This window comes from Idiomarina rhizosphaerae, assembly GCF_024159085.1.
Classification (GTDB): domain Bacteria; phylum Pseudomonadota; class Gammaproteobacteria; order Enterobacterales; family Alteromonadaceae; genus Idiomarina; species Idiomarina rhizosphaerae.
Map to the genome: position 1 here is coordinate 88,345 of NZ_JAMZDE010000003.1, position 22,646 is coordinate 110,990.

Here is a 22,646-nt window from a genome sequence, read left to right on the forward strand (position 1 = left end):
CCTGACATTTATGTCAGGTGAGATATAGCTCCTGACGTAAACGTCAGGCTACTCGATTTTCGGAGTGCCTTCGCGATTCACTATGCGAAACCATTTTTCACGACGCTCAATAATACGTTGTTTACGTTTACGAATAACGGCGCGGCGGCGGGCGGTGTTTTCACGTCTTAGGCGGTTGGCTTGCATAGACTTTGGCCTTTATTGCGTTGAAATGCCTAATCAGCTTACCGTGTCATACCCATTTATTGCAACGACTTTATACTAGCTTAACAGCCTAATTTGCGTAACTTAGGCTAATGTGGAAAGATCGGCCGCCGACGCACAAAAGGACCTGTTATGAATGAGCTCGAATCTGACGTTTGGTACATAGTACGAACCAAGCCTAAGCAGGAAGAACGCGCCATACTGAATCTGGAGAATCAGGGGTTCGGTGTTTTCGCGCCCGAGTTAACCGTAAAAAAGGTTCGCCGAGGTGTGCGTACCTCAGTAGTGGAGCCCATGTTCCCGGGCTATGTGTTCGTTAAACCCGATGACATTATTGAGCAGTTCTACAAGCTCCGCAGCACTTATGGTGTAGCTGGTGTGCTGCGTTTTGGCGACAACATACCGAAGGTTCCGCAAAGCTGGATTGACCAAATGCGAGGGGTTGACCAACTGACCGATGAACAGGCACCTCAAATAGGAGATACAGTGGAAATTCAGCAAGGCCCTTTCCGTGGTTTCCTTGCTAAAATTGTCAAACTGGACGGTGAATCACGCTGCTTCGTTATGCTGGAATGGATGCAAAAAAAAGTCAAAGCCAACTTCAGCTACAAAGAACTGCAATTTCAGTAGCCTGACGTTTACGTCAGGAGCGGTACCTCACCTGACATGAATGTCAGGCTACGCCGCGGTCAGGCGCCTGCGCAAGCCTAAAGCGGCTAAACCAAGCACCAACAACCAACCTCCATGGCCGCCGCTACTGCCTGAGTCAGCGGCCGCAACGGTAAAACGAGCTGTCGCCGATTCCGTATTCCCCTCGGTGTCACTTACACTTAACCGATACTGATAAGTTCCCGCCGCAAGTTGCCCCAATGAGGCACTGAATGCGCCATCGTTGAAGCTAAAGCCGGTTACTTCCTCTTCGCTACTCTCCATTACCCTGAATAACCGCAGGCTATCCGGGGCAAGGTTCAAATCAGCATCACTGACAATAGCTGCCAGACGAACAGTTTCCCCTACCGTGGTACCTGTTGCCGTAAAACCAACTATGGTCGGGGCTATAGCTCGAGGCTCAACCGTTAACGCAACTCTCAGGCTGTCACTGCCGTCGCTGAAGTCTACTCTCAGTACCGCGGTCTGCCCGGAATCAACAATACCGGCAACTCCTTCTATAACGAAGCGTCGCTCACCATCAACAGCACCGCTCACTTCGTTAAAGCTAAAGTCGCGGACAAGGTCATCGTTTAAGTTAACCACTGAAACTGCCACGTCGTTACTGACATTAAACAGGCTCAGCTGAGTATCCAGCACTTCCAGTTCACCAACCGTATCACCCGAACTTAAAAAAGCCTGCGGACGCGAGCCAACCAAATCGGAAGGGTCATTCCACAAGCCGCTGGAAATATTGAAATCATTAAAGTCGGTATTCACCACTTTTAAGTGCCAGTGGAATGGATTAAAAATATTGTCTTTATCCAAACTTGCTGCAATCTCTTCAATATCGGTCTTTAAGGTTACCGTTATCATACGAGTGCTGCCGCTGCCACTCACAATCCAGTCAAACCACTGTTTGGCAGCTGCTATACCCACTTCCTGACTCACCGAAGTGCCACTAGCCGTTGTCGGAACAGCCACCTGTAATGACTGGTTACTGGTATCGGTATCCGATAGCTCAATGGTAAAACTGGCCTGGTCCCCGGCTTCCACCAAGCCCATCACATTGCTATTCAGTAAGAGGTAATTTGCATTAGTATTCGAGAAGTTACCACTAAAGCTGCTATTGCTGACAAAACGCCAGCGAACAGCACCGTTGGTCAGTTCCTCTATCGCGATAATGCAGATATCGGTTGAGCCGTTAGGTATTCCGCCTAAAGCAACCGAGTTCACATTAAAGCTTTGTAAGTTCAAAAGAGCTTCACGACTGGCAGACTGATATTGCTCACAGCGGCCACCAGCCAACGCATAACGATCGGCATTGGCAACCGCCGGCCAGCTTAAAGTTAGCTCCGAATTTCCGGTGTGGCTGGCTGCCATGGCATTCACATTAGTACGTGACGCGTTATTGGCCCACACCACCGTACTGCGCTGAGCCGCCGTACTGGCATCAGCCGCGTCAATTTGGGACTCCGCTTTACCCATTGGCAGTCCAGAGTCACTATCTACTATATCGGGACTGGAGTAGACGGCTTCATCCCGACAGGCGGCACCGCTACCAAATTCGCTCCGACAGACACCGCCGTATGACATGGTCGTGTAAAAAAGTCCGCTATCTTCTATAAAGCCGTAAGGAATATGGTAATCCTCCTGATCACCACCGCCGCCGCTTGCATTGTTCGCCAATGTATAACGGTCATGATTGAGCCCGAAATTATGCCCAACCTCGTGAGCAACCGTTCCCGACCCCGTGCAGGACAAGCTGGTATAACCTGCACCTGCGGCGCCGCTAACCCTGTTTACTAAGTTATCGCTAACGTTAAAGTCAGTGGCAACAAAAGCCAAGCCGCAAACACTGGGGTTTTCCGCGCCAATAAAGTGAACCACATCGGCCTGATAGCGATCCACCAATCGACGAACCCGCTGATCATCCACCAGTTCATCTATGATCGCATTAGGGTCTTCTGTCGGAAAGTTAGTGGTAGATTCCGGATTGAAAAAACTCACACCGGCAACAGACATTTCAACGGGCAGTTGGGAACGCTCAAAAATGGCGTTGCTTGTAATTACCGCCGCATCAATGCTTAAAGCTAAGTCGTAACCTTCGTCTTCGGCATAGCCGAGTAAACGTTCGTCGTACAGAAATAACACATCAATGCTGTTGTCGAACTGAGTCACCAGAGAGGTTATTTGAGCATTGTTGGCTTTCGTCAGTGCCGCTTTACGCGGAGCTGGAGCTAACTGAAACTGCTTTTCCAGCTTAAGTGGTTCTGTGCGGCTCTTAGGTTTTAACGGTTCCGATGGTGTCCGGTTTCTCTGATTAATATAGGTTTTACCGTCTACGCGGCGAATTTCCACTTCACCAACATCGGGGTGCGTAATTGATATAAGCTGGTTATTACCACGCTTATGCAAAAAGCCTAAATGCTGAGTGTCGCCATAGCGGTCTTCAAAAGTGAGTCGATAACTGTTTTCCGACGACAAAGACTCAGCCAGAGTCGCTTCAATAATCTGATTGTTTACGGACAATTGAATTTTGTCGCCAAGGCTTTGTGCTAAGGCAAATACCGGAGCTAAAGCTATTAGCACTGCGGCGACTGTCTTTTTCATTTTAAACACCTAATTTTATGATCCACGTAGCCTGACGTTTACGTCAGGAACGATACCTCACCTGACATAAATGTCAGGCTACATTCACGGAACCCTTACCAGACATCGTAGCCTGACGTTTACGTCAGGAACGATACCTCACCTGACATAAATGTCAGGCTACGTCGCGGGACGGCTACAGCCGCCCTTGCTCATCTAAATATTTCAATGTGTCGTAAAAGCGGCGGATGTTGCCGACATAGGTCACTGGCTCATCGCCTCGAGCAAAACCATAGCGGGTATGTCGATAAAACTGCTTTTGTCTCAACAGCGGCAAGCGTTTCTTCACATCCACCCAACGGTCCGGGTTACCACCCTGACGCTCCGTTATTATTCGCGCGTCCTCTAAATGACCGAATCCTATATTATATGCAGCTAACGCAAACCAGGTTCTGTCGGGTTGCGGAATTCTTGCCGGCACCCTATTCAGCATGCGCTCCAGATAGCGAGCTCCACCACGAATACTCTGCTCCGCATTCAAGCGGCTTTTAACACCCATTGCTTTCGCTGTAGGCAAAGTTAGCATCATCATGCCGCGCACACCCGTAGGAGACACCGCTCGCGGATTCCACAACGACTCCTGATAGGAAATAGCAGCCAGTAACCGCCAGTCAAGCGAGCCCGAGTGTTTTTTAAAGGTCTCGATATAACCGGGTAAAACTTGCTCCACAGCTTCAATAAATAAGCTGGTAGTGACATAGTTAAACTGTTTTACATGACCAAAGTGCTGCTCTTTAATATGAGCTAAGCGCCCACTGGAACGAATCTCACCAAAATACTCAATAACAGCGGCAAACAAAGAGTCATCCGTACCCTGCGGTAAAGCCCAGGCAATGTCTTGATCATGCTTTACCGTAAAAGCCACACTTAAATCAGGATGAAAGCGACGCTGAATATCCAGCGCAGTACTGTCGGTAATGGTGTAATCGACCTCGCCGCTAATCACCATCTGTAGCAATTCAACCGCATCATGGTCCCGGGTCGCGCGCCACTTTAAAGTAGGAATACTATCGCCCAGGCTTTTCAAAAACTCATGGTGAGAACTGCCTTGCACCACCACAATTTCACCATCGGTAATTTGCTGCAAGTCTCGCGGGCGTTGACGTGAACCCTGTTTAAAAACAACCTTCTGGCTAATAATGTCGTAAGGCGGACTGAAACGGAACAACTGAGCACGCGTCGAGGTCCGGTCAAGTCCGGCCGCGACAATGTCAACTTCACCGCGACGCAACATGGTAAACAAATCGTTCACGTCAAAGCGCGGAACCATTTCCAGTTCAACTCCCAGACGAGCGGCAAAACGTTTCGCCAGATCGTATTCGAAGCCTTGCTCACGGTCATGATCAAAATAATAGCTGGTTGGGTTTATCAGTGTTCCCACCCGCAATACCTGACGTTCCTGAACTACGGACATGGCATCGGGGCGGGTTTGAGGACTGCAGGCCGTTAGTACACTAGCGGCCAGCAGTAAAATAGCAAACAGCGATACTGCAGACTTCGGCATATTAGAGAGATTCCAGAGCCCAATTCACATAAAGTTCCGTACCGGTTTTCAGTGCGTCTTCATCAGCATAAAAATACGGCGAATGGTTGCTTGGTTCATTTGCCATATCACGCTCTGGTGGAGTGACTCCCAAAAATACAAACATACCCGGCACTTCCAGCGCGTAATACGAGAAGTCTTCAGCACCAGTTACTAATGGTACTTCCTGCACTTTATCAGCTCCCGCTACCGCTTTAGTTATCGGTAACATCTGCTCAACCAGGTCCGCATCATTACTCGTTACCGGATAGCCTAAATCGACATGAACGTGAGCTTCGGCTCCGTTTGCTTCAGCCGTTTTTTTTGCCGTTAGCTTTAATTTCTCGTGAATATCCGAGCGAATGTCCATGTCAAAGTTGCGGATAGTACCAATTAAGGTCACTTCGTCCGGAATAATGTTATTACGCACACCACCTTCCACAATGCCGAAAGATAAAACTGCCGGAGCTTTGGTGATATTCGTCTGACGACTGATAATAGTCTGTGCGTTATTAATAATTTGTGCCGAAGTCACAATAGGATCAACGCCAGCCCATGGGGTAGAACCGTGCGCTTGTTTACCCTTCACCTTAATTTCAAACCGATCGGAAGACGCCATCAACGGACCTTTACGATAGCCAACATGACCTGTAGGAAAACCTGCCCAGACATGAATGCCAAAGACTTTTTCTGGTTTGTTATCAGCAAAAAGCCCCTCTTCCAGCATCAATGCTGCGCCGCCCTCTTCGCCTTCAGGCGCGCCTTCTTCAGCTGGCTGGAAAATAAACATCACGTTACCGGCCAGCTCGTCTTTCATTTCGGCTAACTTTTCTGCTGCCCCCATTAACATAGCAACATGAGTATCATGCCCGCAGGCGTGCATCACACCCACTTCATTGCCGCGATACTCTGATTTCACCGTTGACTTAAAAGGGACATCGGTCTGCTCTATAACAGGTAAAGCGTCCATATCCGCGCGCAACGCTATAGTTGGGCCTGGCTTACCGCCTTTTAGCATGCCAACGACACCCGTGTGCGCAACACCCGTTTCAACTTCCATGCCCAGAGAGCGCAAATGCTCAGCCACCATTTTGGCGGTTTCAAACTCGCGGTTACTCAGTTCCGGATTGGCGTGAATATGGCGACGCCATTCAATGACCTGAGCTTCTAAGTCACTGCTGACTTTTACCGGCGATTGCTGAGCAGCAGCCTGAGCGCTATAGCCAAAGCTACTGGCCAGCATTAAGCTAATAATGAGCTTTTTCATTGTTCTCTCCTGCATAAGTGCGGATTGTTATTCTGGTACTGGGTAATATCCTGCGCTAAAATCGCCCTCATGACAACCGATGAAATCTACATGCAGCGAGCCTTAGAACTTGCTGAACAGGCGCAAAACGCAGACGAAGTGCCCGTTGGCGCGGTATTGGTCATGGACGATAAAATTGTTGGCGAAGGTTACAATCAGGTTATTTCTTTGTCCGACCCGTCCGCTCATGCCGAAGCACAAGCCATTCGGTCTGCAGGTCAGGCTATCGATAATTATCGGTTGGTCAACGCCACCCTGTACGTCACCCTCGAGCCCTGCGCCATGTGTGCGGGTTTAATTACCCATGCCCGAGTCAAACGCCTGGTGTTCGGTGCAACCGACCCGCGTACCGGAGCCACAGGCACTGCCATTGAGGTTATTAACCACGCCTCTATGAACCACAAAGTGGAAGTGCACAGCGGCGTACTGGCAGAAGAATGCGGCGATATTTTGCGGCGTTTTTTTCGAGCCCGCCGCAAATCAGCCAGCGTTAAATAAGCATCCCCGTTATAGCGTAAGCCACCGTCGCTGCAAGCCCGGCTACTAACGCATAGGGCAACTGAGTTCGCACATGGTCAATGTGCTCCACCCCCGACGCCATCGAGGCAATAATAGTGGTATCGGAAATGGGCGATGCATGGTCTCCAAATATACCACCGGAAATAGCTGCAGCAATAAATGGAGCTGGCGGCAAACCTAAAGTCATTGCCAGCGGTATCGCCAGTGGCAGCATAATAGCAAAGGTTCCCCAACTGGAGCCAATAGAAAAGCCCGTAATAGCCGACAACACAAATATCAGCGGTAGCAGCATCCACAGCGCCACCGAACCATCCAGAGCCGCCGCCAGGAATTCGCCAGTACCTAGGTCACGAGTTAGCCCACCCAGCGCAATAGACAGCCACAAAATGACCGCCAGTGGCAGAATGTTCCAGGCGCCTTTTAGCAGGTACTTGCCAACATCGACTAGACCAACCGGCTGTGTCATCAGAGTACCTGCTACGGCAATGCCCAATGCCACATAAATGGCAATAAACACACTTAAAGTGCCGTTACCGTCAACCAGCACACCATTGCCGGTTACCAGCAACATAACAGGAACCATCACCACCAGTGCAATCAGGCTGGTCATGACCACCGCCATACCCTTGCCAAAACTGGTCTCTTCATCCGGGCCATCGCCCCAGGTGTTTTGCGATACCTGATCCGGTACCGCGTTCTTCTCAAACGCTTTCATTGGCCCAATGTTCCAGTCGAACAGCGCTACAAACAACGCCAGCAATACCGCAAAAATGGCATAAAAGTTAAAGGCAATAGACTGAATAAACACAAGCAATGGCTGCTCAACACCCTGATTACTAATGAGCGTTAAATTAAACGCTCCCCAGGCATTCAACGGAATTAAAATACAAATGGCAGCACAGGTAGAATCAACAATATAAGCGAGTTTCTCGCGGGCAATGCCCAGACGGTCGTATATAGGTCGTGAGGTAGTGCCGGAAATCATAATAGTCACGTTCGATTCGATAAAAACCACAACGCCCAGTATCCAGGTCATCAAACGCGCGCGCCGTTTACTCTCTATCCACTGCTTTTTTTCCAGCTTCAGCACAAACTGTTTAAACGTACCGCCGTTTTCCAGCACGCCAAACAACGCCCCAATACCCAGAGTAAAAAACCAGACCAGCATATTGCTCGGGTCAATAAGGGTGTCCCAGGTGCTCTCTAAAGTGCCGTAGGCAATGTTTGCAGGAGCCGGCCAGAACAGCAGAATATTGGCCAGAATAATGCCGCCAATAAGCGCCAGCAGAACTTTTCGGGTAACTATGGCAAATACAATTGCCAATAAGGAAGGTAAAAGACTGGTCCAGCTCAGTTCCATTTGGGTGCATTTATAAGTGTCTGATACTGGGAGGTTAAAACAATAAACCGCCGCGGGCAATACCAGCGGCGGTTTATTCATAACGCTGACGCGTCATCCCGTAGCCTGACATTTATGTCAGGTGGGATATCAATCCTGACGTAAACGTCAGGCTACATCCGTTAGAACTTGTATTCGATACCGATACGAGCCTGCCAAAGTGACGCATTAGTAATACGGCTCTGTGGATTTGGCTGCGAGAAGCTATCAAAAACATAGCGGCCTTGAGAATCACGGTAAGCATCTACTACTGTCGCTGTACCATAAATTGATTCGTTCAACACACCCCAATCATCATTTAACAGGTTAGTTAAGTTATCAATGGTAAAGAACAAGCTAGCTTTATGTCCATCCATTAAACCAGGTAACTCTTGCTCTACACGCAAATCAACTTTAGTCCACCAGTCGCTGTTAAATGCGTTACGCCCTGCGGAACCACCTGCGTATTTGCCAGCGCCAGATCCTTCAAGCCATGAGAAAAACGCATCCTGGTCAAAGTTTGGACCAAACACGACATTTGGATCATTACGACCATCTGGAACGTAAAGTAACTGACGACCATCTTCAGCTACATCAACGCCCTGAACTTTCGGGTAAGTGATCGTATCATCACCATCTTTGTAAGTCGCATTACCCATAACATAGCTGTATGGGCGGCCTTTGTTAGCTGACGCGAACAAGCCAATTGTAGTTGCATACCCATCAAAGAACTCATTGCTGTACGTAGCTCTGAAAGTAAAGCGATGTGGGATCTCATAGTTCGATGTTGCCGGTGACGGGTTATTAAAGTTATCTGTCGCGAAATACTGGAAATTCGACTGCGCAACGGAGCTTGTCATCGGGTTTCCATCTTCAGAATCAACGTAAGCGTACGCCAATGCTAAATCAAGGCCAAAATCATAAGACTTACTGATTGAAGTAGAGATTGAAGCTACCTTTGAGTCCTGATTTAAATTAGACAACATTAAATCCGTATCACGACCTTCGTTAATAACATCGTAAATAGGACGGCCATCAGCCATTTCGCCAACAGGCTCAACCGCAATATTCTTAATGTAAGCTTCATCTTTACGGACGCTGTACATCAAATCCGTCATCCAAATGTAGTCGCCTGGGAGTGTATAAGTTGCTCCTAATGCATACTTCCATTCACTTGGAATATCAAAATTTGGATCCAGTACGTTTAATGTGGTTGCTCTACCAGCGACGACATCATCATACAAAGCTTGAGGTACATCATAACCAGGACGACCTTCACCAATCAAACCGCCGCTTTCAGCAAGTTCAAAGAGATTGAAGTTCCCCATTCTCGTTTGCGTTTGGCTAATACCGTCCTGCTGGTAGTTATTCGCTAGCCAGACATTAGGATTACCACCTGAATATAAACCAATGCCACCACGAAGCTCTAAATCAGGCGAGACATTCCAGTTAACACCTAAACGAGGCTGCAGTAAACCTTTACCATCAAGGTTCGAACTATTAGTAAAGCCATATATATCTTCAAATTCTTGGTTAGCTTGTGGGTAATCGCTACTTTCATACCAGTCGTAACGCAAACCAAAAGTGACCGTCATATCTAAAGGTGAATAGTAATATTCGTCCTGTAAATACGCGGTATTTGTCGCGTAGCTAAACTCACCAGCGGCATTACGCGGGTTCTGCTCAGTGCCAGTTGCGTTGCCGTAATAATATGTTTCAACATTTCCATCAATGAAATCTTGCAGCGAAGCAAAATCAATTTCACCACCACGAGAATGCTGTACGAACATGTTAAACACGTCGTACTCTTCACGCTCTATGCCACCACTAATTACATGGTCGCCTAAGAAATAAGTCCCAGCTAACTTATAAAACATGGTTTCATAATCTAAATCGTTAGCCTGACGTGAATCATCTGCACCAAAGTAGACAGTTGCATCGCTTGGTGTACCGTCACCGTCATGGTCATTTTTTGTATCGATCTGGAAGTCAGCAATATTTTGAGGACCAACAGTAATCTGAGAGTTGTCTAACTTTGAGTACCCAACACGAACTTCTGTTGAGAAACGGTCTGTCCAGTCTGAGTAAACTTGACCAATGTATGACGTAAATTCGTTACCGATCGTATAGTAATGATTAGAAAACTCGTACTCGTAACCACTCTGATCTGATGTATTTAACTGTGAATCTTCAGTTTTGTTGTAGGTTAATGAAGCACGATGTGCGTCACTGATGTTCCAGTCTAATTTAAGCAATAACTTTTCATCTTCAACAGGTGATGAAGTTACTGGACTACCAACATCATAACCATAAACGTCTTGAGCGATTTGGCGAATTTGATCTAGCTGAGCCTGGTTAACACCATTAACTCGAGTTCCAGCATTTGAGTCTGCTGCACCATAACTAAACGCAGATTCACCTTCCAGCTTCTCATAAGCAGCAAAAAAGAATAACTTGTCTTCAATGATGGCACCGCCAACGTTGAAACCAAAACGGTCTTCTGAGAAATCACCAATCGTTATATCTTCACCTTCAAGCTTGTCGCCTTGTAGCGAATCGCTTGCGTAGTCATAGAAGAAGCCGCCAAATAATTCATTTTGGCCTGACTTAGTTACGGCATTAATGTTACATGCTGTAAAACCACCGTATTGGACATCGAACGGTGCAAATTCTACTGCAACCTGTTCAATGGCATCGTAAGAAAATGGCATGCTACGCGTTGGGTAACCACCTGAATTCAGGCCAAAGTTATCGTTCATACGTGCGCCGTCAACTGTTAGGCTGTTAAACCGGGGATGCGCTCCCATACACTGAATGCTATCACCAGCGCTAACATAAACACGAGGGTCAACCCGAACAATGTCTTTCAAGTCACGGTTAATTGCAGGGCTATTCTGTAAGTCAGACAGATTGAAATTTGCTGCAGGACTATTACTGCCATAAAGGCTATTTGTGCTCGGTGCGCCAGTAACCTGAATTTTTTCCATTTCAGATTTCAGAACAATTCGAACTGATTCTGAATCGCCCAGTGTCAGGTAAATGTCTTCAATTACTTCAGTGCGGCCTTCCGGACCTTCAGCAACGATAGTGTAAGGACCACCGACACTCAATCCGCGCGCTGCAAATGCGCCTTGTTCATTTGTTGTATAAGTCTGTACTGTCCCTGTTCTCTCATTGCGTAACTGAATCTTGGTATTTGGTAAGAACTCACCTGATTGAGTGGTAACAGAGCCACGTAAGTTAGATGAAGTATCCTGAGCCATAGCAGCGCCGCTAAGGCCCATAGCAATAGCAGCTGCAACAGCCGTACGCTTAAAAGTAGAGTTAAACATAGTTTTGTTCTTCCCGGTTTTGGTTTTGGGTATTTATGCGAAAGTGAGGGTAAAGCTTATTTATGACAATTTCGTGAAAGTTGAAAAAAATATGAGAAGCAATGGAACTTTTTTGCGAACGCAGAAGAGGAAGTTGGATCGTTCGCTTAGTATTAGATGAGGAGCCACGACATAACAACTGATTCATTACCGGAAAGCTAATAACCTGAAAGGCATTGAGCGCGCGGCAAGAGGTCGGAGTTGTATGGGATCGGGCTGATTTCATTACACTTCTAAGACATTTTTGTGTCAGATATGTGACATATTTTAATCAAATTATTAGCTCTTGCCTAGTCATCCGGGAACCTTTATTCTCACCCACTGTCTTAGGCTGCTCTCAAACGGTTATCCCATGGGCTTTATACGGTTTTTATTAATTTTAACATTCGTTGTTCTTATGATTCCTACCTCTTTTAATGCAACCGCCGGTTCCGGCAAAGGCGAACCAGAAACCATACGGGTTGCGACTTTTAATGTCAGTATGGACGCATCTAATTACCTGAGCGACAGCGAGCTCCCGCAATTAGACAAATCGCCTGTACCAGAGGTGTTACAGCAGGATCATGAACAAATTCGTGGTATTGCCGAAATACTGCAACGTGTGCGACCTGATATCGTTTTACTGAACGAATTTGACTACGTTGATAAAGAAATTGGCGTCAATGTCTTTCAGGAAAAGTACCTGTCGGTTTCGCAAAACGGGCAGAAAGCAATTGAGTACCCCTACGCGTATATTGCTCCGGTAAATACAGGAGTGCCCTCGCCTTTTGACTTAAACCGCGACGGTAAAGCACAAGGCACCGGCATCGACGCATGGGGTTTTGGCTGGTATCCGGGTCAGTACGGTATGGTTATCTTATCGAAATATCCGTTACTAACGGATAAAGCCCGAACCTTTCAGCACTTCTTGTGGAAAGACATGCCCGGCCGCCACATTCCTTACGTGATGAACAAACAGGAACAGCCTACCGACGAGCCGTGGTACTCAGACGAGATAATGGCGCAGTATCCCTTAAGCTCAAAGTCGCATTGGGACATTCCGGTGCAAGTGGGTGACAAAGTCATTCATTTATTAGCTGCACACCCAGTACCGCCAGCGTTCGACGGCCCGGAAAACAGCAACGGCATGCGTAACTATGATGAAATTCGCTTATTTGCTGACTACTTAACGCCAGGTAAAGATAATTATATTTATGATGATGAAGGCACACGCGGCGGGCTTGAGCAAAATGAAAGCTTTATCGTTATGGGTGACATGAACGCTGAAGCTGGCTCTGGCGGTGTTGATGGCGCGATAGAACAATTACTGCAACACCCGCGGGTAAATGACGTTAAGCCCCAAAGCCGCGGTGGCGAACAGCATTCGCCTGACAAACAAGGCTCGCAGTATCATACCGCGGCCTGGCGCAAGCGCGTAGACTACGTGTTGCCGTCTAACGATTTAATCGTTAAAGACGCCGGCGTCTTCTGGCCTGTAGGCGATGAAGCCGGCAGCAGGCTAATGCAAAAGCGCAGCGCCTCTTCCGACCATCGCATGGTCTGGCTGGATATCGTTAAATAGTCTGGCATGGCGGGATACGTAGCCTGACGTTTACGTCAGGAACGATATCTAACCTGACATAAATGTCAGGCTACAACGACATACATCACCTCTGCAGCCCTTTATTTTACTGAACCTTTACAGTTGAAGGGCTGCTATTTCGCCTCCTGGGTGCCATAATACAAATGTCATATCCAAGGAGGCAAACTATGAAAAAACTTATACTAACAACAGCTCTACTCGCAAGCGGCTCGCTTATGTTTTCAGCAGCCAGCAAAGCTGATGATTTAAACTATGTTAGCGGCGGTTTCTCTGATTTCTACGATTCCGATTTCTACGTAGAAGGCTCCAAAACTATCGCCCCAAACTGGGTTGGTGAAATACAGCTACAAGATATGGGTGACTACTCACTTCGTGCTGGTGCTAAATACTTCATGGACATGGGCGCAGGCAAGCAATTCAATACTTTCCTGAAAGCCGGTGTTAGCCATTATGACTTTGGCAACTACGACGACACCAGCGCTTACGCCGGTATCGGTGCTATGACTAAGTTAAGCCAGCAAACCACAGCTATTGTGGACGCAGGTTATGACTGGGGCTTAGACGGCTTTGCATCAGTTGGAGCTCGCTTACGCTACGCCTTCACTGAGCAATTCTCCGCTGACGCCGGTTTCCGCGGAAACTTCAACAGCATCGACAACGAAGTACATTTAGGCGTGACTTACCACTTCTAAAGGTTGGTACACGTATTCGGGTACCTCACCTGATGTGAACTATCAGGCTACAAGGATTTCGTAGCCTGACATTTATGTCAGGTGAGATCGTGACTCTACGTATATTTACGTTTTTTATGGTGTCGGTAACCAATCATTGTGGGGTCCGACACCATTATTGAACTCAAGTGCGCCTCCAGTGAGGGTTTCAGTTCAGGAAAAACATCCCATTGATTAAATCTTTCCATAAATGTCACTAACCTTTCAGCGAAACAAGAGATCACCGATTGGGGCTCAGCAATGCCGAAGTCTTCACCCAATTTACGTAAGTAACGTTGTGTCGGAAACTCTTTGCTGCCAAACAGCTTTAACGCCATATTATTATCAATTGTTGGATAAATAATGGTGTGGGTTACATCATAGATTGGTGTCACCGTTATACGCTCAGGTGCTTCTGCACTATATAAAACTGAGAAGTTCTTTAAATGCGCGTCACCGTTACCAATAAGTACGTTAAAAACAATATATTCATACACTTTCTGAAGCTGCTCAGCACTTCGAGTAAATAACTGCACCACTTTCATTACTTGTTCATAACTGGAACGGTATTTATCAGCTGAATCGCGCTTGGTTAAAACACAAAAGTCTTCCACGGCATATTTCTTGTCACCATCAATATCAAAACGCTTCATAACAAAGTGTTCTCGATTATCCGATAACCAAAACTCCGGTGTTTCCAAACCACAATAGCCCGCTGCAGATAAACAGATAAACTCGTTAGCCGTTAAATTAGGAAACTCTTCGTCCGCCGCCTTTACAATCAGGTCTGGATAAACAAGCGTAGCTTTTTCTGAAGGAACAACAACTTTCGGTTGGACTCCGGAAATTGCGGTTTGCAGATAAAAACGTTCCAGCAACTGCGGAAACAAGGCCTCATTAGGGTTATTCCAGGACAGAATGTCATTCAGCGCAACAGCTTCGGTTTTGCCTTCAGGTAGCTCATTGGAATGATAATTTAATGCACCAATTCCTTTATCTCTTTGTAGAGCCAAAAGGTACATCTCATCAACTTTTGCATAACGCCTCAGCCGCTCTTCAATGTAACGCCGGACAAAGCCTTCAGGTAAGTTCATGGTGAAAATTGGAGGCAACTTACCTGATACGTATGGATCAAGCCTGTTAGGCATAGACAAAGAAACCGGTTGAGCTTCTCTCTCGTAGCTAAAACTGTACTGAGAGCCATGTACCAGCCGACCAACCGACTGACTGTTAAGCTTTATTCCTAATTCTCTGATACGTGACGGGTATTGCGATAAACTCTCTGACATATCAATCCTCCAGCGGAAACAAGTCATCAAGTTCTTCAAATGTCGGCATCTTAGTTTTAGTTATTGCTAATGAATAACCAAACAACATTAAATACCGTTCAAAAGTCGCAATTGAACCTAAATAAACACCACGCTCAATAGCTGAAATGGTTTGCCGGTTACTTTTTATTTTCGCGGCAGCTTCGGACTGAGACAATCGCTGAGCCTTTCGCTCCAGCTGTAATTGCTTGCCAATATTTTTCCTGGGTGTCATAAGCTAATCTAATTTGACGGTTATATGCGTCATAATAGACTAAATCTACGAAATGACAAATATATGCGTCAAAAAGCGTAGTGTAGCCTGACATTTATGTCAGGTGGGATATCTAACCTGATGTGAACATCAGGCTACGTGCCTCCCTCTTCAATATCTCACCTGACGTAGAACATCAGGCTACAAGGATTTCGTAGCCTGACATTTATGTCAGGTGGGGTCTTTATTCCCACTCGATGGTAGCAGGTGGTTTACCTGAAATATCGTAGGTGACACGGGAAATTCCGTTCACTTCATTGATAATCCGGTTCGATACCTTTTCTAATAACTCGTACGGCAGGTGTGCCCAGCGTGCGGTCATAAAGTCGATAGTCTCTACCGCGCGTATAGCAATAACCCAGTCGTATTTACGCTGATCACCCATAACACCCACCGAACGTACCGGTAGGAATACCGCAAAAGCCTGGCTGACTTTGTTATACCAGTCCGCGTTATGCAGCTCTTCAATGAAAATCGCATCGGCACGGCGCAGTAAGTCACAGTACTCTTTCTTTATTTCACCCAGAACTCGAACACCCAAGCCAGGGCCCGGGAACGGATGACGATACAGCATGTTATAAGGCAGGCCTAACTCAAGCCCTATTTTACGCACTTCGTCTTTAAACAACTCACGTAGCGGCTCAACCAAACCTAACTTCATGTCTTCTGGCAAACCGCCTACGTTGTGGTGTGATTTAATCACGTGCGCTTTACCGGTTTTAGAACCCGCAGACTCAATTACGTCAGGGTAAATGGTGCCCTGTGCCAGCCAGTCTACTTCGGTCAGCTTACCGGCTTCTTCATCAAAAATTTCAATGAAGGTATTACCAATAATTTTACGCTTTTTCTCCGGGTCATTCTCACCCGCCAAAGCATCTAAGAAGCGGTCTTCTGCACGTATTGGCAAAATGTTCAGACCATAGTGGTCGCCGAACATTTCCATTACCTGCTCTGCTTCGTTCAGACGCAACAAACCGTTGTCGACAAATACGCAGGTCAGCTGCTCGCCAATAGCACGGTGCAGCAACATAGCGGTTACCGACGAATCAACACCGCCAGACAAACCAAGAATAACTTTGTCACTGCCCACTTGTTCACGGATGCGCTCAATAGCGTCATCGATGATTTTCGCTGGCGTCCACTGCTTCTCACAACCGCAGATATCGCTGACAAAATGTTCCAGCATACGCATACCCTGACGCGTATGAGTCACTTCCGGGTGGAACTGAACACCATAAAACTGGCGTTCTTCGTCAGCCATTGCAGCATATGGGCAGTAAGAGGTTTTCGCTACAGTGTGGAAACCTTCAGGAATCATTTCCACTTTGTCACCGTGGCTCATCCATACATCCAGTAACGGCGCGCCAGACTCAGACACAGCATCTTCAATGGCTTTAAACAGCGGACTTTGCTCTACCAGCTCAATTTGCGCGTAACCAAATTCGCGCTCCAGCGAGCATTGCACCGAACCACCCAACTGGTGCGCCATGGTCTGCATACCGTAGCAAATACCAAATACCGGAACGCCTGCGTTAAAGACATATTCCGGCGCACGCGGTGAACCTTCTTCAGCCACGCTTTCCGGGCCACCCGATAAAATAATGCCTTTAGGTGCGAACTCGCGGATGTCAGCTTCATCAACATCCCAGGCCCAAAGTTCACAGTAAACGCCTATTTCGCGAATACGGCGGGCAATCAACTGAGTGTACTGAGAGCCGAAATCTAAAATCAATATTCGGTGGTCGTGGATATCTCTAGTCATTAGTCATCCTGTTAGTAGCCTGACATTTATGTCAGGTGCTATATCGATATTTCAAACATACGCAGCTATTTGTGCATCTCACCTGATGTGAACATCAGGCTACGATATTTCGGGTAGCCTGACGTTTACGCCAGGTCATAAATCGTCGTCATTTATGAACTACGGTAATTCGGTGCTTCTTTGGTAATGTGCACATCGTGTACGTGTGATTCGCCCATGCCGGCGGCAGTCACTTTTACAAACTGCGGCTTAGTGCGCATGTCATCAATTGTCGGACAACCAGTTAAGCCCATAGCTGAACGCAGGCCGCCCATTTGCTGATGAATAATCGCAGAAATTGGTCCTTTGTAAGCTATACGCCCTTCAATACCCTCAGGTACCAACTTATCGGCTTCATCACTTTTCTGGAAATAACGGTCAGACGAACCATTGCGCTGGTTCATCGCTCCCAGGCTACCCATACCGCGGTATGATTTGTAATAACGCCCCTGGTACAGCTCAACTTCTCCCGGCGACTCTTCAGTACCGGCCAGCATGCTGCCCACCATCACACAATGCGCGCCAGCAGCCAGAGCTTTCGCAATATCGCCTGAGAAGCGAATACCGCCGTCAGCAATAATCGGAACACCCGAGCCTTTAATGGCATCTACGGCATCACTAATGGCGCTAATTTGCGGCACACCACAACCCGTAACAATACGCGTAGTACAAATAGAGCCCGGACCAATACCAACTTTCACGGCATCAACGCCAGCTTCAACCAGTGCCTTAGCGCCAGCCGCCGTTGCTACGTTACCGGCAATAATTTGTAATTCCGGGTAGTCTTTACGAGTCTTCTTAACGCGGTCTAATACGCCCTGAGAGTGCCCGTGCGAAGTATCAATAAGCAATACATCAACGCCCGCCTCAACCAGTAATTGAATACGTTCTTCTGTACCCGCACCAACACCTACAGCAGCGCCAACACGCAATGAGCCTAGCTCATCTTTACAAGCGTTCGGTTTATTTTCCGCTTTTTCAAAGTCTTTCAGGGTGATCATACCCTTCAACTTGTGCGCGTCATCCACAACCAGGATTTTTTCAATACGGTGTTTGTGCATAAGCTGAAGAATTTCTTCACTTTCTGCCGTTTCGTGCACAGTTACCAGGCGATCATTGCCGGTCATTACGTGGCGGATTTCTTTGCTGTCGTCGTCTTCAAAACGCGTATCGCGACCGGTAACAATACCAACCAAATCGCCATTACCTTCAACCACAGGAAAACCCTGAAAGCCGTGTTCGGCAGTCAGTTTTTTAATTTCACCAATAGTGGTAGTGGGTTTTACGGTAACCGGGTCAGAGACCATGCCACTTTCGTATTTTTTAACTTTACGAACGTGCGCGGCTTGTTGCTCTGCGGTCATATTTTTGTGGATAAATCCGAGCCCGCCTTCCTGCGCCAGCGCAATTGCCAGTGCCGATTCAGTAACGGTGTCCATCGCAGCTGAAACCAAAGGGATATTTAAGGAAATTCCACGCGTTAATTGCGTGCGTAAATCAGCGGTATGGGGGAGAACTTCGGAATGACCGGGAACGAGCAGAACGTCGTCAAAGGTCAAGGCTTCTTGGGCAATTCGCAGCATGTGCAACACTCCGTGACTGGATTCATGTTGCGGGTGGATTTTACCCGTTTAGTGCACGGAATGCAAGCGACAAAACATCGATTCCGTTCCTGACACATTCGTAGCCTGACATTTATGTCAGGTGGGGTGTTGAACCGTACTGAGGTATCGAACCTGACAGTTGGGATATCGAACCTGACATAAATGTCAGGTTACGTTATCAGAGCACATCAGGGTATCCAGCAAACGCCGGCTTTTAACTGGGGTTCAGGCTCTGGAATAAACTGGCAGGTAGAATAGCCTGTTTGAGCATCTTTTTCGGCTTTCTCGTTATAACGATGCACCGCATTCAGCAATTTACTCTCATCGGTAATAGTTTCACTACTGTACACCACATAACTCTCTGGGCCACCGCAAGCTCTTTTGCCCACAGGCAGTACCTTACAGCTATCTATACCTTGCGCCTCTGGCTTACCAATAAGGTCTTTAATATCGGCCATAGTAACGGGAGTATCTGTTGCTGACTGAGCTGTGCTGCAACCCGCCAATAGCGCCATTGTTGCAAAAGCTAAAAGTAGTTTCATGTATTTCACCTATGTTGCCTGCATTCTTACCTAAGCAGTCTAGCATCCATTTGGAAAAATCGACATTTACTAGCATATAACTGCAAGTAGCCTGACATTCATGTCAGGTGAGGCATCGCTCCTGACGTAAACGTCAGGCTACAACACCAATCACCGGGCTATAAAATGCGGGTTGAGGTAGTCTTCTTTTTGGTTGTACAGCAGAGGTTCCCCGTTAAGGGTCAGTACGTCGCCACCGGCGGCGCTTAATACGGCATGGGCGGCGGCGGTATCCCACTCGCTGGTGGGGCCTAAGCGCGGATAAATGTCGGCCTTACCTTCTGCTACCAGGCAAAACTTTAGTGAACTGCCTACTGCCAGCATCTCGTAGGGTTTACCTAAAGCCTCTAACCAGTCGGTCGTTTCCTGCGAAGGGTGTGAACGCGAGCCAACCACGCGCAAGGTTTCAGGTTCCTGCGTGGCAACCGAAATCGCTTTGTCGTTTAAGAAGGCGCCGCGGTCACGCTCGCCGGTATACATGGCGTCTAACGCCGGAGCATACACCACACCTAAAATGGGCACGCCCTTTTCTATCAGGGCAATGTTTACGGTAAATTCGTCATTGCGCTTAATGAACTCTTTGGTGCCATCCAGTGGGTCAACCAGCCAGTAGCGACACCAGTGCTTGCGCTGCGCCCAGCTAATATCAGAAGACTCTTCTGAAATAACCGGGTACTGAGTTTCCAGCGCACGCAAACCGTCACAAATAATGTTGTGCGCGGCTAAGTCCGCTTTGGTCAGCGGACTGTCGTCGGCCTTTTTCTGCACATCAAAGTCATCGCTTCGGTAAATGTCCATAATGGCAGCACCAGCGTCGCGGGCTATGTCTTTTATTTCATTAAGCATGAATCAATTCCGTTAAGTCACGTCTGCAATGAAAACGGGTTGAGAAATTGGCGACCCCAGAATAGCTTCCGGTCAACTTCGCTCAATTCTGCCTCATCACACACATTCTGCCAATTTTGCTCTATAACTGACTTTTGATTCTCAAAAATAGCCAGAGCTTCGTCCTGTTTCAACAAAAAGTTGGGGGCAGCTTTCAAACAACTACTTATTTGACTGGCATTATTGTTACCGACTATAAGCATTGCCTGCCCCTGCTCATTTCCCGTACGCCCCTGTGGGCAAATATCATAAGCAGGGGTAAGATTTAAGCTATTGCCATCCCAAAAAGCCGCATGGTTTCTTGCGTGATCATCCGTGTTACCACATAAAATATTGAATACTAAGCGGGAAAACAGTTCTTTAAGCGTCTCCTTTGGTTTGCTGAAACGACGCCGAATAATTTCAGCGAGTGTTTCGTAACTCGCGTAACGCGCCATCATGTCGTCAAGCTCAAAGAGCGTTAAAGCAGATACCATTGGCTTACGCATCCAGCCGCTTTTATTCTGCTTACGGTCAAAACGTTCAATTAGAATAACATCTTTACCCGCCGCCTTAGCCATTTGTACCGGAGCCACATTTAACCCAGCCAGCGAAGCTAAACGCATAGCAATAAACTCTGCTTTTACAACGCTATAAAGATCATTATAAGCAGAAAATTTCGCAATGTATTTTATGCCACCTTGTTCAATAAGTGCTTTCGGACGAGCCCCTCCAATTGAACTACCGTAATACAGACCCTGATCTAACTCCGGCGTTAGCGGAATACCTTTTTCAACACGCTCAGCCGACTCTATTAACTCTTCCATCGTGGCGTTTCTGGCTGAGCGAGGCACATATTCAGTTGGTGATAACTGAAAGTCGAGAGCCCCAATTCTGTCTGAGCCAGACTCCAACAAGTAAGTCAGTTCATCAAGCACCGCCGTATCGACATTGTCTCCCCTATTACCCTGCAGCTTATTAATAACAACTCGACGTCCCCATGCATCCGGTGCCGCATCGCGAATACACCCAGGCATGCTTAAGCCTTGTAAATTGGGTATTACTCCCTGCTTTAATGGTAGCTCAGGCTCGTAGATTGGAATCGCGTCAGGCTCTTCATTAACACGTGCTAAATAATTCTTACCGTAGTTAAAAAACAGGTTCTCGCCATCGGCTTCGAGTTTTCCAGCCACTACCGGAGTTGTCTCTCCCGGTAGCCAGATCCAGACATAGGCTTCTTTATAAATAGACTCAGAAGTCATCATCAACGGCCTTTTGCGGTTTACGCGCTCTTTGCGGCAGCAGAGCAAGTTTCTCCTCGGTGCGCTTAATGTTATTCGCTAATTTTGGAGAAGACAGTTCTGCGTTGAATAGCGGCACACCGACAATACTGGCCACCTCGAATACGGCACCTATTTCACACTTAGGATCAGCCTTTTCAATACGCTGAAGCATACTTCTTGAAATACCTGCGCGCTCTGCGACTTCCTGAGTACTAAGCTTGCGCTCAATGCGCGCAGCACGAATAAGCCCGGACAGTAGAAGCAAGGCTTCTTTCGTGTATTGTGAGTAGGTACGCACTATAGATTTTGGCATAAAACTGATTTATATATAAACCCTTAAACTACTTAATGAGTTACTTATAAATCAATTTAGTTTACAGCCGCGAGTTTATCAAATGTTTTGCGGGCTTATCTCTTCGTAGTCAGGTGGGATATCGAACCTGACGTAAACGTCAGGGTACATCGAAAACAAAAAAACCGCATTCAGGCGAATGCCCGAATGCGGTTTTCAATAACAGCAACAAACTTAACGCTTAATAACGTGTAGTTCGTTGCGAGGTTCAATTACCTCAATACGCGCGGCGCGAACTAAATCGCTTGCCCGTAGTTGCTCTACTAAAGCAGTCAAGTCGGCTCCTTCAGGCGCTTTTAACAAGCCCATACCAACACGAGAATCTTCACTAACAATTGCTAGTCCAAACTCTTGTGCTACAGCAGCCAAACCTTGTTCACCAGCCAAAACCGTCAAGTTACCACTAATTGTAGCAACGTTACGTGTCACTTCGTTATACACCTGAACACCACCAGTAAGCTTAGCGTCCTTCGCCCCGCCCAAGTCTGATTTCATCATGCGATAAGTACCAAACGCACGTGTTTCAGACACCTCTTTTGGTGACTCTGCTTTTACTACACTCTTCTGACTATCATTGTTCAGACGGTCATCAACAGCCTGATCTTGCGCAAGCGCAGATCCTGTCATCAATAAACTTGATGCAGCTAAAGCCATCATTGTTAATTTCATAACGTTTTCTCCTTTGCCT

At 47.2% G+C, this 22,646-nt stretch carries 19 protein-coding genes; 4 read left to right on the plus strand and 15 right to left on the minus strand.

The features are described from left to right. Nucleotides 1-48: 48 nt before the first annotated feature. Nucleotides 49-186 (minus strand): hypothetical protein, encoded by a 138-nt coding sequence (locus NJR55_RS02825; protein ID WP_253617651.1) that lies wholly within the window; start codon nt 184-186, stop codon nt 49-51. Nucleotides 187-336: 150 nt separating this feature from the next. On the opposite strand from NJR55_RS02825, the gene rfaH reads away from it, so the two are divergent. Beyond that, the gene (rfaH, locus tag NJR55_RS02830; protein WP_253617653.1) at nt 337-834 is read left to right on the plus strand and encodes a transcription/translation regulatory transformer protein RfaH; all 498 of its coding nucleotides are present in this window, start codon (nt 337-339) and stop codon (nt 832-834) included. A 48-nt stretch (nt 835-882) separates the two neighbouring features. On the opposite strand, the gene NJR55_RS02835 is transcribed toward rfaH, so the two are convergent. The 3 genes from NJR55_RS02835 to NJR55_RS02845 form a co-directional block, all read right to left on the minus strand. Beyond that, on the minus strand, nt 883-3,465 hold the full coding sequence (locus NJR55_RS02835) for a zinc-dependent metalloprotease family protein (protein WP_253617655.1): 2,583 nt from the start codon (nt 3,463-3,465) through the stop codon (nt 883-885). A 175-nt stretch (nt 3,466-3,640) separates the two neighbouring features. Further along, the gene (mltF, locus tag NJR55_RS02840) at nt 3,641-5,008 is read right to left on the minus strand and encodes a membrane-bound lytic murein transglycosylase MltF (RefSeq protein WP_253617657.1); all 1,368 of its coding nucleotides are present in this window, start codon (nt 5,006-5,008) and stop codon (nt 3,641-3,643) included. A 1-nt stretch (nt 5,009) separates the two neighbouring features. Next, a complete protein-coding gene (locus tag NJR55_RS02845) occupies nt 5,010-6,293 on the minus strand; it encodes an amidohydrolase (RefSeq protein ID WP_253617660.1) in 1,284 nt (427 codons plus the stop codon). 69 nt (nt 6,294-6,362) lie between these two features. On the opposite strand from NJR55_RS02845, the gene tadA reads away from it, so the two are divergent. After that, entirely contained in the window at nt 6,363-6,830 is a 468-nt protein-coding gene (tadA, locus tag NJR55_RS02850; protein ID WP_114981919.1) for a tRNA adenosine(34) deaminase TadA, read from the plus strand. On the opposite strand, the gene NJR55_RS02855 is transcribed toward tadA, so the two are convergent. Both NJR55_RS02855 and NJR55_RS02860 read right to left on the minus strand, forming a co-directional pair. Beyond that, a complete protein-coding gene (locus tag NJR55_RS02855) occupies nt 6,823-8,292 on the minus strand; it encodes a Na+/H+ antiporter NhaC family protein (RefSeq protein WP_253617662.1) in 1,470 nt (489 codons plus the stop codon). The two genes, tadA and NJR55_RS02855, sit on opposite strands and share 8 nt — an antisense overlap. 80 nt (nt 8,293-8,372) lie before the next feature. Continuing rightward, entirely contained in the window at nt 8,373-11,561 is a 3,189-nt protein-coding gene (locus NJR55_RS02860) for a TonB-dependent receptor (protein ID WP_253617664.1), read from the minus strand. Between the two features lie 436 nt (nt 11,562-11,997). On the opposite strand from NJR55_RS02860, the gene NJR55_RS02865 reads away from it, so the two are divergent. After that, nucleotides 11,998-13,161 carry an endonuclease/exonuclease/phosphatase family protein gene (locus tag NJR55_RS02865; RefSeq protein ID WP_253617666.1) on the plus strand — a complete coding sequence of 388 codons (1,164 nt, stop codon included), beginning with the start codon at nt 11,998-12,000 and terminating at the stop codon, nt 13,159-13,161. A 188-nt stretch (nt 13,162-13,349) separates the two neighbouring features. After that, entirely contained in the window at nt 13,350-13,874 is a 525-nt protein-coding gene (locus NJR55_RS02870; protein ID WP_153849830.1) for a hypothetical protein, read from the plus strand. A 95-nt stretch (nt 13,875-13,969) separates the two neighbouring features. On the opposite strand, the gene NJR55_RS02875 is transcribed toward NJR55_RS02870, so the two are convergent. The 9 genes from NJR55_RS02875 to NJR55_RS02915 all read right to left on the minus strand — a co-directional run bounded on the left by NJR55_RS02875 (nt 13,970) and on the right by NJR55_RS02915 (nt 22,627). Beyond that, the gene (locus NJR55_RS02875) at nt 13,970-15,181 is read right to left on the minus strand and encodes a type II toxin-antitoxin system HipA family toxin (protein ID WP_253617668.1); all 1,212 of its coding nucleotides are present in this window, start codon (nt 15,179-15,181) and stop codon (nt 13,970-13,972) included. A gap of 1 nt (nt 15,182) precedes the next feature. Then, complete coding sequence (locus NJR55_RS02880; RefSeq protein WP_253617670.1) at nt 15,183-15,434, minus strand: helix-turn-helix transcriptional regulator; 252 nt, start codon at nt 15,432-15,434, stop codon at nt 15,183-15,185. 223 nt (nt 15,435-15,657) lie between these two features. Further along, nucleotides 15,658-17,235: a glutamine-hydrolyzing GMP synthase gene (guaA, locus tag NJR55_RS02885; RefSeq protein WP_253617672.1), complete on the minus strand. Its 1,578-nt coding sequence runs from the start codon at nt 17,233-17,235 to the stop codon at nt 15,658-15,660. Between the two features lie 152 nt (nt 17,236-17,387). Further along, the gene (gene guaB, locus NJR55_RS02890; protein WP_253617674.1) at nt 17,388-18,857 is read right to left on the minus strand and encodes an IMP dehydrogenase; all 1,470 of its coding nucleotides are present in this window, start codon (nt 18,855-18,857) and stop codon (nt 17,388-17,390) included. A gap of 209 nt (nt 18,858-19,066) precedes the next feature. Continuing rightward, complete coding sequence (locus NJR55_RS02895) at nt 19,067-19,420, minus strand: hypothetical protein (protein WP_253617676.1); 354 nt, start codon at nt 19,418-19,420, stop codon at nt 19,067-19,069. Nucleotides 19,421-19,570: 150 nt separating this feature from the next. Beyond that, nucleotides 19,571-20,305 (minus strand): 3'(2'),5'-bisphosphate nucleotidase CysQ, encoded by a 735-nt coding sequence (gene cysQ, locus NJR55_RS02900; RefSeq protein ID WP_253617679.1) that lies wholly within the window; start codon nt 20,303-20,305, stop codon nt 19,571-19,573. A gap of 17 nt (nt 20,306-20,322) precedes the next feature. After that, nucleotides 20,323-21,588, minus strand: coding sequence for a type II toxin-antitoxin system HipA family toxin (locus NJR55_RS02905; RefSeq protein WP_253617680.1), 1,266 nt, complete (start codon nt 21,586-21,588; stop codon nt 20,323-20,325). Continuing rightward, on the minus strand, nt 21,575-21,919 hold the full coding sequence (locus tag NJR55_RS02910; protein WP_253617683.1) for a helix-turn-helix transcriptional regulator: 345 nt from the start codon (nt 21,917-21,919) through the stop codon (nt 21,575-21,577). Before NJR55_RS02910 ends, NJR55_RS02905 begins: the two co-directional genes overlap by 14 nt. Before the next feature lie 213 nt (nt 21,920-22,132). Then, a complete protein-coding gene (locus tag NJR55_RS02915) occupies nt 22,133-22,627 on the minus strand; it encodes a hypothetical protein (RefSeq protein WP_253617685.1) in 495 nt (164 codons plus the stop codon). Nucleotides 22,628-22,646 lie beyond the last annotated feature (19 nt).

Coding starts and splice junctions, on each gene's coding strand:
- mltF (WP_253617657.1), bottom strand. CDS start 5,008: ATGCCGAAGTCTGCAGTATCGCTGTTTGCTATTTTACTGCTGGCCGCT.
- NJR55_RS02915 (WP_253617685.1), bottom strand. CDS start 22,627: ATGAAATTAACAATGATGGCTTTAGCTGCATCAAGTTTATTGATGACA.
- NJR55_RS02855 (WP_253617662.1), bottom strand. CDS start 8,292: ATGAATAAACCGCCGCTGGTATTGCCCGCGGCGGTTTATTGTTTTAAC.
- NJR55_RS02860 (WP_253617664.1), bottom strand. CDS start 11,561: ATGTTTAACTCTACTTTTAAGCGTACGGCTGTTGCAGCTGCTATTGCT.
- NJR55_RS02825 (WP_253617651.1), bottom strand. CDS start 186: ATGCAAGCCAACCGCCTAAGACGTGAAAACACCGCCCGCCGCCGCGCC.
- NJR55_RS02865 (WP_253617666.1), top strand. CDS start 11,998: ATGATTCCTACCTCTTTTAATGCAACCGCCGGTTCCGGCAAAGGCGAA.
- guaB (WP_253617674.1), bottom strand. CDS start 18,857: ATGCTGCGAATTGCCCAAGAAGCCTTGACCTTTGACGACGTTCTGCTC.
- NJR55_RS02870 (WP_153849830.1), top strand. CDS start 13,350: ATGAAAAAACTTATACTAACAACAGCTCTACTCGCAAGCGGCTCGCTT.
- guaA (WP_253617672.1), bottom strand. CDS start 17,235: ATGACTAGAGATATCCACGACCACCGAATATTGATTTTAGATTTCGGC.
- NJR55_RS02910 (WP_253617683.1), bottom strand. CDS start 21,919: ATGCCAAAATCTATAGTGCGTACCTACTCACAATACACGAAAGAAGCC.
- NJR55_RS02845 (WP_253617660.1), bottom strand. CDS start 6,293: ATGAAAAAGCTCATTATTAGCTTAATGCTGGCCAGTAGCTTTGGCTAT.
- NJR55_RS02835 (WP_253617655.1), bottom strand. CDS start 3,465: ATGAAAAAGACAGTCGCCGCAGTGCTAATAGCTTTAGCTCCGGTATTT.
- NJR55_RS02895 (WP_253617676.1), bottom strand. CDS start 19,420: ATGAAACTACTTTTAGCTTTTGCAACAATGGCGCTATTGGCGGGTTGC.
- cysQ (WP_253617679.1), bottom strand. CDS start 20,305: ATGCTTAATGAAATAAAAGACATAGCCCGCGACGCTGGTGCTGCCATT.
- tadA (WP_114981919.1), top strand. CDS start 6,363: ATGACAACCGATGAAATCTACATGCAGCGAGCCTTAGAACTTGCTGAA.
- NJR55_RS02880 (WP_253617670.1), bottom strand. CDS start 15,434: ATGACACCCAGGAAAAATATTGGCAAGCAATTACAGCTGGAGCGAAAG.
- rfaH (WP_253617653.1), top strand. CDS start 337: ATGAATGAGCTCGAATCTGACGTTTGGTACATAGTACGAACCAAGCCT.
- NJR55_RS02875 (WP_253617668.1), bottom strand. CDS start 15,181: ATGTCAGAGAGTTTATCGCAATACCCGTCACGTATCAGAGAATTAGGA.
- NJR55_RS02905 (WP_253617680.1), bottom strand. CDS start 21,588: ATGATGACTTCTGAGTCTATTTATAAAGAAGCCTATGTCTGGATCTGG.